The sequence below is a fragment of the Lacibacter sediminis genome, assembly GCF_014168535.1.
Classification (GTDB): domain Bacteria; phylum Bacteroidota; class Bacteroidia; order Chitinophagales; family Chitinophagaceae; genus Lacibacter; species Lacibacter sediminis.
Map to the genome: position 1 here is coordinate 4,869,614 of NZ_CP060007.1, position 13,141 is coordinate 4,882,754.

Sequence of the window (13,141 nt, forward strand, 5' to 3'; positions counted from 1 at the left end):
TGATTCACCTGTATCATAAAAAGCTTAGTTCAAATAAACTATAACCACTCAAATAAGACAATATGCCGGATAATTATGTGTACGATGCCATTGTAATTGGCTCAGGAATCAGCGGCGGATGGGCCGCCAAAGAGCTTACTGAAAAAGGTTTAAAAACCATTATGCTTGAGCGTGGACGTAATATTGAACACATCAAGGATTATGTAAATGCTACCAAAGAAAGCTGGGAATTCCCACACAGAGGCGCAAGACCAACGCAGCAGATGCTTGAAGATTATCCTGTTCTGAAACGTGATTATGCGTTAAACGAAACGGTACTTGATTATTGGGTAAAGGATAAAGAATGCCCTTACACAGAAGAAAAACGTTTTGATTGGTTTCGAGGGTACCATGTAGGTGGTCGTTCATTAATGTGGGGTCGCCAGAGTTATCGTTTCAACAAATGGGATTTTGAAGCAAATGCCAAAGAAGGTATTGCTGTTGACTGGCCAATCCGTTATGATGATGTAGCGCCATGGTATAGCTATGCAGAAAAATTTGCAGGCATACAAGGCAGTAAAGATGGTTTGGAAGTTTTACCTGATGGCGATTTTATGCCTGCCATGGAACTCAACTGCGTAGAGAAGGAAGTAAAGAAACGCTTGCTCGAACACTATAAAGGTTCAAGACATGTCATTATTGGCCGCAGTGCAAATATTACACAACCCCATCACAATCGTGTCAATTGCCAATATCGTAACAGGTGTTGGAGAGGTTGCCCTTTTGGTGGATATTTCAGTACACAATCGGCTACATTGCCTGCAGCGATGGCCACAGGTAATTTAACGCTTCGTCCTTTCTCCATCGTTACAAAAATTCTATACGACAAGGATACAAAGAAAGCAACAGGTGTTGAAATACTTGATGCAGAAACAAACAAAACATATGAGTACAAAGCGAAGATTGTTTTCGTTTGTGCATCTTCTTTTAACTCTACCTGGGTATTGATGAACTCTGCAACTGATGTATGGGAAGGAGGATTAGGTAGCAGCAGTGGCGAACTTGGTCATAACGTAATGGATCACCATTTCCGGTGTGGAGCAAGTGGCAAGGTGGAAGGCTTTAGCGATAAATATCTTTATGGTCGTCGACCCACAGGTGTTTATGTACCCCGTTTCAGGAACATTTATGACGATAAACGTGATTACCTCCGTGGCTTTGGCTACCAGGGTGGTGCAGGCAGAGGAAGAGGTGTTGAAGTTGCAGAGATGACGTTAGGAGCCGAATTGAAAGATGCGATGAGTGTACCTAATGATGAATGGAATATGGGTATTACCGCTTTTGGTGAAATGTTGCCATATCATGAAAATAAAATATCGCTCGATAAAACCGTAAAAGATAAATGGGGTTTACCTGTTTTGAAAATGGATGTGGAGATAAAAGAGAATGAAAAGAAGATGCGGGTGGATATGATGAATGATGCAAAAGAAATGCTGGAAGCAGCAGGCGTAAAAGATGTAAATACTTACGATCATGGTTATGCAGTTGGTATGGGTATTCATGAGATGGGTACGGCACGTATGGGTCGTGATCCAAAAACATCCGTATTAAATGGCAACAACCAGGTGTGGGATGCAAAGAATGTATTTGTTACCGATGGTGCCTGTATGACATCAGCATCGTGTGTAAATCCTTCTTTAACTTATATGGCATTAACAGCACGTGCAGCTGATTTTGCTGTTAGCGAATTGAAAAAAGGCAATCTCTAATTTACGATCATGGCAGATAACACATTTGATGCAATTGTAATCGGGTCGGGTATTAGCGGCGGCTGGGCAGCAAAAGAGCTTTGTGAAAAAGGCTTGAAAGTGCTCATGCTTGAGCGTGGTGCCGAACATAAACATATCACCGATTATAAAACTGCCAGCAAAATGCCTTGGGAATTTGATCATCGTGGCAAAACAACCCAGCAGCAAAAAGAAGACTATCCTGTTATTCATAGAGGTTGGGCCGCCAATGAACGTGTAATGGATGCATGGGCTAACGAAAAAGATTCGCCTTATACAGAAGTAAAACCCTTTACATGGTGGCGCAGTTACCGCATGGGTGGACGTTCTGTTTTATGGGGCCGACATAGTTATCGTTGGAGCGAACTCGATTTTGAAGCAAACGCAAAAGATGGTTTTGGTATTGATTGGCCCATCCGTTATAATGACATTGCTCCCTGGTACGATCATGTAGAAAAATTTGCTGGCATTAGTGGTTCACTTGAAGGATTACCGCATCTGCCCGATGGACAATTTCTTCCTCCCGTTCCATTGAACATTGTTGAGAAAGATGTTGCAGCAAAGATCAAAGCATTTTATAAAGGTGAAAGGCACCTGATCAATAGTCGTGTAGCAAATATCACAGTGCCGCACGATCAAAGACCTGGCTGCCAGTTTCGTAACCGTTGCTGGGAAGGTTGCCCGTTTGGTGGTTATTTCAGCACGCAGTCTTCAACGTTACCTGCTGCTGTAAAAACAAACAATCTTACTGTTCGACCACTAGCAATAGTAACGAAGATCCTTTACGACAAAGACAAAAAGAAAGCAACAGGTGTAGAAGTATTGGATAGCATGGATAGTAAAACCTATGAGTTTAAGGCAAAAATTATTTTCGTTTGTGCATCGGCGTTAAACTCTACATGGCTTTTATTTAATTCGGCAACTGATATATGGCCCGGTGGTTTAGGCAGCAGTAGCGGCGAGCTGGGTCATAACGTTATGGACCATCATTATAATCTTGGAGTAAGTGGTGAAATAGAGGGTTATGAAAATGTAACTGAATATGGTCGTCGCCCTGCAGGATTTTATATTAGCCGTTTTGCCAACACTCCCGGCGATAAGCAACGAAACTTTGTACGAGGTTACGGTTACCAGGGAAGCGCAAGCAGGCAAGGTTGGGGAAGAGTTGTTGCTGAACTTGCTATTGGCAGCGAACTGAAAGAAGCACTTGCTGAACCCGGCGGATGGCGAATAGGTGCAACAGGCTTCGGTGAAATACTTCCATATCATGAAAATAAAATTTCGCTGGATAAAGAAGTAAAAGACAAATGGGGTTTACCTGTTTTATCGATGGATGCCGAGTTGAAGGAAAATGAAAAAAACATGCGGAAGGATATTAAAGAAGATCTGCAGGCAATGTTTGAAGCAGCAGGAGTAAAGAATATTTCTACCTATGATTCTGGTCACGCAATGGGACACGGTATTCATGAAATGGGAACAGCCCGTATGGGTCGTGATCCAAAAACATCGGTATTAAATCGCAACAACCAGGTATGGGATGCGCCGAATGTATTTGTTACTGATGGTGCATGTATGACAAGTTCATCCTGTGTAAATCCTTCTTTAACGTATATGGCGCTAACAGCTCGTGCTGCTGATTTTGCCGTAAAAGAATTAAAAAAAGGGAATATTTAAATACAACATAATTAAGCAATTCTTTAAATCAACTTTATGAATCGTCGTGATCTTCTAAAACAAATAGCATTACTTACCGGTGGTGCAGTTATTGGTGGCGAATTGTTTTTAGCCGGTTGTAAAACCGGACCTAAAACAGTGGCAGAGTTTTCTCCCACAACTATTTCATTCCTCGATGAGGTTGCTGAAACAATTATTCCTGCAACATCAACGCCTGGTGCAAAAGCTGCTAAGGTGGGTGAGTTTATGAAAGTAATGGTTACAGATTGTTATACACAACGCCAGCAGGATGCGTTCATGAGTGGAATTGGCGAGCTGGATACTGCATGTGAAAAAATGCACAGCAAATCATTTATGGACTGTACGCCTGAACAACGCAAAGCATTTTTAGTAAGCCTTGAAAAAGAAGCAAAAGAGTTTAACCAGAAGCGTGATGAAGCTGATAAACCACTCCGTGAAGAGCATAACAAGAAGAACGAAGCGCTGGCATGGAAAGATCAAACAGAGTTTGAAGGTGCGCCAAGTCATTATTATACCATGATGAAGCAGTTAACACTTACCGGCTTCTTTACATCAAAAACAGGTATGACAGAAACATTACGTCATGTGCCTATACCGGGTAAATATGATGGCGAATTCCCGTATGCAAAAGGTGATAAGGCCTGGGCAGAATAAAGAACAAAGCAATGGCTCGGTTCTTGCACCCGTCTTTCAACAGCAAACGCTTACTTTAAACATATACTTCCGCTAAATGAATGTTTAGCGGAAGTTTTAATCTCACAAAAAATGGCTTACAATCGCAGATCATTCTTAAAAACTTCAGCAGCAGCCACTGCCGGTATTTCATTGGCAGGCCTGCCGTTAATTTCTTGCGCAACGAAATCATTAGCTGATACAAAAAAGTATGGTCTTCAGTTATACACGGTGCGTAATGATGTTGCAAAAAATCTTGCAGGTACGTTAGACTATGTTGCAAAAGCAGGCTATTCGCAAATTGAATTGTATGGTTTTGACGGTACTTCGTTCTTTGGGAAATCGCCGAAAGAGTTCAAAGCTATGTTTGATGGTTTGAAATTAACCTCACCGAGTGGTCACTATAATTTTGGCCCTGTTTTGTCGTCAGGCAATCTGGATTTCTGGAAGAAAGTATTGGAAGCAGCCAACATCATGGGGAATGAATATGCAACAATCCCATGGTTAGATGCAAATCAGCGTGGTGCCGATACACTTCCGAAGCTTGTTGACCTTGTAAATAAAGCTGCCGAGCTTACCAAAGCTGCCGGCTTGAAACTGGCTTACCATAATCACGACTTCGAATTCAAGAAACTGGATAATGGTAAATCGTTCCTGCAAACACTGCTGGACGGCACCGATCCTTCCATGGTTGATTTTGAATTGGATATTTACTGGTCATCTTTTATGAATGAGGATGCTGTTGAATGGTTCAATAAATATCCCGGACGTTTTACCATGTGGCATGTAAAAGATCTTACTGTAAATAAAGAAGGTAAAAAAGAAAGCACGCAAGTGGGTGATGGCACCATCAACTTCAGTAAAATTTTCGAGCACAAGAAACATGCAGGTCTTAAATATGCATTTGTTGAACAGGAGGCATACACAATGCCCGAGGAGGAATGCATTAAGAAAAGCATTGCCTATATGAAAAAGAAAAACTGGGGTAACAGTTGATCTTCGTTCCACAACAATACTAAGCACAGGTCCATTGGCCTGTGCTTTTTCATTTATGATCAGTTCCTGAAAATTCGTGTAATTGGTGGCTTCATTTTTACTACATTCAAAGTATGAAACAACTATTCTTTCTTTTATTGCTGATTACAGCGATCAGTACAAATGCACAAACAAAAGATAAACAACACATCCTTGCCATACTTGATGCACAAACAAAATACTGGAATGCAGGTGATCTGGAAAATTTCATGAAGGGTTACTGGAAAAGTGATTCCCTGATGTTCATCGGCAAGAGTGGTGTTACCTATGGTTACAACAATACACTAGAAAATTACAAGAAAGGATATCCAACAAGAGATGCCATGGGTATTCTCAAGTTCAATATCCTGAAAGTAGAAAAGATAACTGCTGATGCTTATTTCGTTGTAGGGAAATGGCATTTAACAAGAGAAAAAGTGGGTGATGTTGAAGGACATTACACGTTATTCTTTAAAAAGATAAAAGGTGAATGGGTGATTGTAGCTGATCATAGCAGTTGATCATAATTTCCCTTTCCACAACTTGTAGTAGAAATAGATGAGCCCTGCAAACGAAGCAAGAAAAACGATATAGTAAATGATATTGCCCATGCCGGGAGCTCCTTCAAAGAAACCCCAGTTGAGGTATAAGCCAAATGTCATGTGCAGTAACAGAAATAGTATACCCATTGAAACCGTTTGAACGATCCTCTTCAAAAAATCCTGGGCTTCGGGTTCCATACCACTCATAACAAGTAAATTTTAAGGAAAGTTACGAACATAAAAAATGCTGTTGCACAGGAGTACAACAGCATAAATATGATTTTGTTTTGTTACAACGTAAAACGAATGGCAAAACCACCCCAGTTACCATAAAAGCCATTACGATCAGCACCACCTAATTCAAAAGCTGGTTGCCAATCGAGCGCAAGATTCAATGGAATATTACTGAATTTATAATCAATCCCCACAACACCATCAATACCCACTGCGGTAGAATTTTTGTAGATGCTTACGTGAGCACCAGGTCCTACATACCACTTCAACGACCCTTCTGTACTCAGGTTTCCGTGAAATTCATACAAGCCCGTAATGCGTGTACCAAACCGATCGAAATAACCGATAAGCTCTATTGCATTATTCTCTTTAATAAATGTTTTGATTGACACACCGGCACCGGCCCACACTTTGACACCAATGGCTGTTTTATATTCGGTACTAGTGGCAGTGCTGTTCTGTGCCATTATAACATTAAGCGATGCTGCAAAGAAGAGAGATAGTAAGATTTTTTTCATCTGTCTGATTTTTAATTGACTGTTCCTTAAGACGTTCTTTATAATTATGGCTGTTGCAAAAATAGTTATTTCAACAGCAGATTTTCAAATTGAGTACTGTCACCACTGAATACATTAAAATCAACTTTACCTTGAATACCATTTACACGACCGCTTTCGCTGTGTTGCCAGAAATGCCAGTCTCGTTCAATACGTGGCGCCATTGGTCTCAGGTAATGCGCCACCCACAATGGATATTCATCAAATTCTTCCTTCAAGTATTGTTTGTAAAAATCTGCATTGGTATAAATGATAGGCTTTATACCATAAGCCAGTTCAGTTGCGTATAAAAATGCTTTCACCCTTTGCTGCAGGATGGTTTTACTTACACCATAAGTTTGCTCAACATCCAGTACCGGGGGCAGGTCGCCTTTCTCCAGCTTAACACACTTCACAAAATTTCTTGCCTGCATTGTTCCGTCTTTGGTGGCAATAAAAAAATGATAAGCTCCACGGGTCATGCCCGCCTCTCTTGCTTTACGCCAGTTGCGTTTAAAATGAGAATCGGTGCCGCTGTTCCCTTCTGTTGCTTTAATAAATGCAAAACTGATCTGTACACCTTCCACATTCATTCCTTTTACTGCCTCCCAGTTAATGATCTGCTGGTAACGGCTTACATCGATACCGTGCAGACTATATTTTGTAGGAATCGGAATACCAAACTCACGGTAGCGGATCATACCTGCCTGCCGCTCGAGCCACCAATTGCGCACTACTAAAAAAGCACCGCCTGCAAACACAAGAGCTATGATAATGATGGGGAGATAACGAAGTGATTTCTTTTTCTTGCGGGCCATAAACGGTTGCAAATCTAATTTCAACAAACAGAAAAACAGACGATCAGCAGGTTTTTAATTTTTTATTGGCGAATGGCTTGCCACGAAGTAACACAAAGAACAAAACAGACCTCCACCTTTGTGGCAACTACTTTTAATTTAAAGTTCGGCACAGCATTGTTATTTTGCAGCATGCTGTGGCTGCTGCTTACACTTTTGCTGTTAGTTCCTTATTCGATACTGTTGTTACTGTATCGGTATTGGTGGAGCAGGTCTGCAACACTTAACGTTCCTGCATCGTTTGTTCCGGGCACATCTTTTACCATTCTTATCCCCGCACGAAACGAAGAAAAAAATATTGTTGACTGCCTGCAGAGTATTCAGCAATTGAATTATCCAAAAGAGTTGATCGAAGTAATTGTGATCGATGATTTCAGTGATGATGTAACTGTTGCAAACGCAAAACAGTTCAAAGGAGTAAAAGTGATAGAGCTGAAAGAGCTAATAAAAGAAAAGATCAACTCGTATAAAAAGAAAGCCATTGAAGCGGGGGTTGAACAAGCAACGGGGAAATACATTGTTACAACCGATGCTGATTGCACCGTACCGACAAACTGGCTACGCAACTTTGCTTACATCATTGAGCAACGGCCAACGGTTTTTATTGCTGCACCTGTTGCCATGAAAGAAGAAACCTCTTTCATCAAACTGTTTCAGTCGCTTGATTTTTTAAGTCTGCAGGGAATTACTGCAGCATCTGTTGGAGCAGGTTTTCACAGTATGTGTAATGGTGCTAATCTCTGTTACAGTAAAGAAGCATTTTATACTGTGAATGGTTTTAAAGGCGTGGACCATATTGCGAGTGGCGATGATATGCTGCTGATGCATAAACTGTACAGTCGCTTTCCAAACGAAGTGCATTACTGCAAAGCAGCAGATAGCATTGTGCTCACCAATCCTGTTGAAACGGTGGGTGAATTTTTTCGTCAGCGTATACGCTGGGCCAGCAAAGCCGATCAGTATGATGATAAACGCATCTTCTGGGTATTGCTGTTGGTATATCTGCTCAATGTATTTTTTGTTGTTCTTTTTGTAGCTGCATGTTTTAACAGCAGTTTACGGATGCTGCTTGCTGGAAGTTTACTCTTCAAAACATTTATTGAACTTATCTTTCTAATACCTGTTGCCGGTTTTTTCCAAAAATCGAAACTGTTACTGTGGTTTCCGTTTGCACAACCGTTTCATATTGTTTATACGGTAATTGCAGGTTGGTTGGGCAAGTTTGGCAAGTATGAATGGAAAGGAAGAACAGTGAAGTAGGTGACAGAACTGGCTGCAAAGCTTTATTTTTAATCAATGTCCAACACAGAATACTCTTTTACAAAAATCTTCTGGAAAAAACTCCGCCGGAACAAAGGCGCTGTTTTTGGCCTAAGCATTATTGTGTTGGCATTATTGACTGCTGTGTTTGCGTATATACTTGCGCCCGATGCCACACCCGATGCCAACCGGATTATTGTAGAGATCGCTGCAAAGAAGCCGGGTTATAAACAACAGTTCATAAAAATTGAACGGGAGCAACAGAATAATTCTTCGGTAAGCGATCTATTCTTTGGTGCAGAAGATCGCTATCAATACATCCCCATCAGCTCTAACAAACAAACAGGCAACCGATATGACGTAGAGAAATTTGTGGATGATGGCGTAACAGAGCCGTTGACATTTACTTTTCCTGGTCAGCAAAAAGAAAACCCGATCGTAACCAAAACCTTCTGGCTTGGTACCGATAAATTTGGCCGGGATATTTTAAGCAGATTGATCGTGGGCGTGCGGGTAAGTTTAGGTGTTGGGTTGATTGCCGTAGCTATTTCCCTCACTGTCGGCATTTTTCTCGGAGCTGTGGCAGGTTATTTCCGTGGCTGGATCGATGAAGCCATTCTCTGGCTCATTAATGTGGTGTGGAGCATCCCGACTTTATTACTCGTTTTCGCCATCACACTTGCGTTGGGTAAAGGTTTCTGGCAGGTATTTATTGCGGTGGGATTAACGCTTTGGGTAAATGTGGCCCGGCTGGTGCGTGGACAGGTGCTCAGCATCCGTGAGCTCAACTATATTGAAGCCACCAAAGCCATGGGGTTTTCGCATGGCCGCACCATCTTCAAACATATTCTGCCAAATATCATGGGCCCGGTGATTGTGATTGCCGCCAGCAATTTTGCCAGCGCCATCGTCATCGAAGCCGGTTTGAGTTTTCTCGGTGTGGGTGTGCAGGCGCCGCAACCCAGCTGGGGACTCATGATCAAAGAGAATTACAACTTCATTATTACCAACAATCCCATGCTGGCTATTGCGCCTGGCCTTGCTATTATGCTGCTGGTGCTGGCTTTTAATTTGCTGGGGAATGGGTTAAGGGATGTGTTGGATGTGAGGAGTTGATTGTTTGTCATTTCGAGGCACGGGGAATCTGCCCATCGCCTGCAAGAATGTTCATCAGATCCCTCGTTCCTCGGGATGACAGATTCGCCGACAATCCTTATTGCTGTTAGCTTTCCCGATAAATCCCTATTTTTGATGGAATTGACCTGTGGTAAAGGATTTGAGAACAGAAAAGGTCAACGTGAAAAGAAGGATTTTGTGAGTGAGCTTTTGAATTACTGATCGTCTTTAGTTGCGTCGCACTCTTGTACTACATTGCCAATATCGGCAACGTATTTCAACATATCTACTGAATTTCAGGCTTTAACAGCTGCATAGCGAACAAAGCGTACAAGCGAGTGACACAACCAAAGCTTCATCGACATTCTGCTGCTTGCCCCCATCCTCTCTTCTTATTATTAACTTTTTAATCTCTCATAATAATGAGTTGTACAAGTTGTAGTACGGGTAAACCGGGCGGTTGCAAAAGCAACGGCGGCTGCAGCACAGGCGGCTGTAACCGGTTAAATGTGCACGATTGGCTGGCGAACCTGCCTTTCAGCGACCCCGACAGCGATTGCCGCATTGTGGAAGTAACCTTCAACAACGGAAGCCGGAAAGAATTTTACCGCAACAATACCCTGCAGACATTCACCAAAGGCGACATGGTAGCAGTGGAAGGTGTAAGCGGTTTTGATGTGGGTATGGTGAACATCAGCGGTGAGCTGGTTCGTTTACAAATGAAGAAAAAAGGCGTGAAGGAAGATAACCCGGATATTAAAAAGATCATGCGCCGGGCAAACGAAATGGACCTTCAGAAATGGAGAGAAACCAAGGAACGTGAAAAACCTACGCAGGTAAGAGCAAGAGCCATCATTATTCAGCTGAACCTGGATATGAAACTGATCGAAGTGGAATTCCAGGCAGATGGACGAAAAGCTACGTTCTATTACACAGCAGAAGACCGTGTCGATTTCCGTGAATTGATCAAGATCTATGCGAGTGAGTTTAAGATTAAAGTAGAGATGAAGCAGATCGGTATTCGCCAGGAAGCAGCGAAGATCGGTGGCATTGGCAGTTGCGGTCGTGAGCTATGCTGCAGCAGCTGGCTCAGTGATTTCAAAAGTGTTACAACAACAATCGCCCGTTACCAGAATCTTACGATCAATCAAACAAAACTCAGCGGCCAGTGCGGTCGTTTGAAATGTTGTTTGAATTATGAACTGGATACTTATTTAGATGCATTGCAGCATTTCCCCAACAATGCCGAAACGCTTGAACTAAGCCGTGGCACAGCCCAGCTTATTAAGAAAGATATTTTCAAAAATCTGATGTGGTACATCTTACCCGGAAGTAACCAGCAATACCCTGTTCCGATTGAACGGGTAAAAGAAATCAGGTTTATGAATGTGAAAGGTCAACGCCCTGATGAGTTAGGTGCCATTGAGCTTTCGCCTGCTAAAGCTGAAGAGAAAGAACATGCGCATGTGGAACTGGTTGGTCAGATCAGCTTACGCACATTAGAACGTAACAGCAAAAAGCGCAAAGACAAAGAGCGTTCGCAACAACAGAAACAACAGGGCGGAGGACAGCAGGGGCAACAACGTCCGCCACAACAACAAAGACAACAGCAGCAACAAAGACCACCACAACAGCAACGTGGACAACAAGGTCAGGGTGGTCAGCAAAATAAACAAGGTGGACAAGGACAACAACGTCCACAACAACAGCAGCGACCACCACAACAGCAACGTGGGCCGCAGCAACAACGTCCGCCACAGAATAAACCATCACAGCAAAACAGGCCGCAGATCGAAAAGAAAAAAGATCCACCGCCGCAAAACGATAATGCATAAGCAAGCAAACCCCGACGAAAGTTGGGGTTTTTGCTTTATAACACTTGTCATTTTCTTAACAGCTGCACAATGAACAACTGAATAAATTCGAATAAAAACCATGAAACATTCTCTACACCTCTTATTGCTGCTCCCGTTTTTTTGCACTGCACAAAACGATAGCCTGATCGAATACAGCAAACTGGTAAAGATGACCATGCAGCCGGGAGCATTTGTGAAGCTGCACTATGATACCATCGGTTCAACTGATGATGTACACATTGGATTGATAACCGCCACGTCTTTAAAAGATGGTTCTGCTGAACGTTCTGTCTGTTTTACCAGCAATGGATTCTTAGTCAGTACAATTTTATTTAATGAGCGAAACATCCAGATACCGGTTGAAGATCTTTCTTCATTTATTGATGCGCTTGTTGTAATGAATATTGAAGCTGATCTCAACAATACAAGAGCAGTTGAAAAATACCGATACGTTTCGTCCAACTTCACTGTATTAGAAATGCAGAATCGCCACATTAATTCTAAGCGCTGGGATATTAATCTCTATACCCGTTACCGGAACATCAATGCACCTGTGCTGGGCATGTTGCTGTCGATCAATCAAAAAAACATTGGCAGCATGCTTACCATTCTTCAGAAGTTAAAAAAGGACCTGGGTGATGATCTTTATAAAAAACTATAACATTGTTTGGCAGAAGTGAAACGCAACATTCTGTCTGCTGATATTTTTCATAACTTACTTAAACTATGCCACGCTGGATGAAACGCTCCTTTATGATCCTCGGAATTATTTTATTGCTCTGGCTTGTTATGGCGCAAAGCTGTATGAAAATGCGCATGAGTGATAGCAAGGCCAAACTGCAATTTGAAGAAGCGGGCGTGCAACTGCAAACACCTGTAAAAACGATCAATGGTTTTCCGTTGCATTATGCACAAACCGGTAGCGATACATTACCTACTTTATTATTTGTACATGGCACTCCGGGAAGCTGGGATGCATTTGCTGCTTACCTGCGCAACAAAGAATTATTACAGCATTACAGAATTATTTCTATTGACCGACCGGGTTTTGGTTACAGCGATTTTGGCAATGCCATGAATTTATCTGCACAAACAGAAATCATCGCTGCATGGATGGATTCTGTTTATAATAACAAACCATTTATTATTATTGGCCATAGTTTGGGCGGACCAATGACCATTAAACTTGCAGCAGCCCGACCACAGTACACAAAAGCATTGGTGATACTCGCCGGTTCACAAGACCCTGCAGCTGAAAAGCCGGAGAAGTGGCGGCCCATCTTATTCAAAACTCCATTGAATTATTTAGTGCCCGGTGCTATGCGACCAAGTAATGAAGAGCTGTGGTATTTGAAAAAGGATTTAGTTGATATGCGACCGGAATATGAAAAAATCACTTGCCCGGTTTACATTCTGCACGGAACAAAAGACATGCTGGTTCCTTATAGCAATGTGGCTTACACACAAAAAATGTTGACGAAAACAGATTCGGTTTTTGTAACAACCTTCGAAAAAGAAAATCATTTTATTGTTTGGACGAGAGAGAAAGAGATTGTGGAGTTGCTGATGAAGTTGAAGTGAGATGTCTTTTCG

General features: G+C 42.1%; 13 protein-coding genes. 10 read left to right on the forward strand and 3 right to left on the reverse strand.

Annotated elements, in window-relative coordinates; translation table 11 throughout:
• The first annotated feature begins 62 nt into the window (after nt 1-62).
• From H4075_RS20645 to H4075_RS20665, 5 genes are all read left to right on the forward strand, one after another.
• Entirely contained in the window at nt 63-1,748 is a 1,686-nt protein-coding gene (locus H4075_RS20645; protein WP_182802702.1) for a GMC oxidoreductase, read from the forward strand.
• 9 nt (nt 1,749-1,757) lie between these two features.
• Nucleotides 1,758-3,440, forward strand: a complete 1,683-nt coding sequence (locus H4075_RS20650) for a GMC oxidoreductase (RefSeq protein WP_182802703.1) — start codon at nt 1,758-1,760, stop codon at nt 3,438-3,440.
• A 36-nt stretch (nt 3,441-3,476) separates the two neighbouring features.
• Entirely contained in the window at nt 3,477-4,115 is a 639-nt protein-coding gene (locus H4075_RS20655) for a gluconate 2-dehydrogenase subunit 3 family protein (RefSeq protein WP_182802704.1), read from the forward strand.
• A 111-nt stretch (nt 4,116-4,226) separates the two neighbouring features.
• A complete protein-coding gene (locus tag H4075_RS20660) occupies nt 4,227-5,129 on the forward strand; it encodes a TIM barrel protein (RefSeq protein WP_182802705.1) in 903 nt (300 codons plus the stop codon).
• A 113-nt stretch (nt 5,130-5,242) separates the two neighbouring features.
• Nucleotides 5,243-5,668 (forward strand): YybH family protein, encoded by a 426-nt coding sequence (locus H4075_RS20665; protein WP_182802706.1) that lies wholly within the window; start codon nt 5,243-5,245, stop codon nt 5,666-5,668.
• Here the strand turns inward: H4075_RS20665 and H4075_RS20670 are convergent, their stop codons facing one another.
• From H4075_RS20670 to H4075_RS20680, 3 genes are all read right to left on the reverse strand, one after another.
• Nucleotides 5,669-5,896 carry a hypothetical protein gene (locus tag H4075_RS20670; protein WP_182802707.1) on the reverse strand — a complete coding sequence of 76 codons (228 nt, stop codon included), beginning with the start codon at nt 5,894-5,896 and terminating at the stop codon, nt 5,669-5,671. It abuts the gene before it with no gap.
• An 83-nt stretch (nt 5,897-5,979) separates the two neighbouring features.
• Nucleotides 5,980-6,441: a hypothetical protein gene (locus H4075_RS20675; RefSeq protein WP_182802708.1), complete on the reverse strand. Its 462-nt coding sequence runs from the start codon at nt 6,439-6,441 to the stop codon at nt 5,980-5,982.
• Nucleotides 6,442-6,506: 65 nt separating this feature from the next.
• The gene (locus H4075_RS20680) at nt 6,507-7,277 is read right to left on the reverse strand and encodes a glycoside hydrolase family 25 protein (protein WP_182802709.1); all 771 of its coding nucleotides are present in this window, start codon (nt 7,275-7,277) and stop codon (nt 6,507-6,509) included.
• 120 nt (nt 7,278-7,397) lie between these two features.
• Between H4075_RS20680 and H4075_RS20685 the strand changes: the two genes are divergently transcribed.
• The 5 genes from H4075_RS20685 (at nt 7,398) to H4075_RS20705 (ending at nt 13,129) form a co-directional block, all read left to right on the forward strand.
• The gene (locus tag H4075_RS20685; protein WP_182802710.1) at nt 7,398-8,576 is read left to right on the forward strand and encodes a glycosyltransferase; all 1,179 of its coding nucleotides are present in this window, start codon (nt 7,398-7,400) and stop codon (nt 8,574-8,576) included.
• Nucleotides 8,577-8,612: 36 nt separating this feature from the next.
• A complete protein-coding gene (locus H4075_RS20690; protein ID WP_182802711.1) occupies nt 8,613-9,692 on the forward strand; it encodes an ABC transporter permease in 1,080 nt (359 codons plus the stop codon).
• Nucleotides 9,693-10,114: 422 nt separating this feature from the next.
• The gene (locus H4075_RS20695; protein WP_182802712.1) at nt 10,115-11,527 is read left to right on the forward strand and encodes a PSP1 domain-containing protein; all 1,413 of its coding nucleotides are present in this window, start codon (nt 10,115-10,117) and stop codon (nt 11,525-11,527) included.
• A gap of 100 nt (nt 11,528-11,627) precedes the next feature.
• The gene (locus H4075_RS20700) at nt 11,628-12,209 is read left to right on the forward strand and encodes a hypothetical protein (RefSeq protein ID WP_182802713.1); all 582 of its coding nucleotides are present in this window, start codon (nt 11,628-11,630) and stop codon (nt 12,207-12,209) included.
• A gap of 92 nt (nt 12,210-12,301) precedes the next feature.
• A complete protein-coding gene (locus H4075_RS20705; protein ID WP_182802714.1) occupies nt 12,302-13,129 on the forward strand; it encodes an alpha/beta fold hydrolase in 828 nt (275 codons plus the stop codon).
• Nucleotides 13,130-13,141 lie beyond the last annotated feature (12 nt).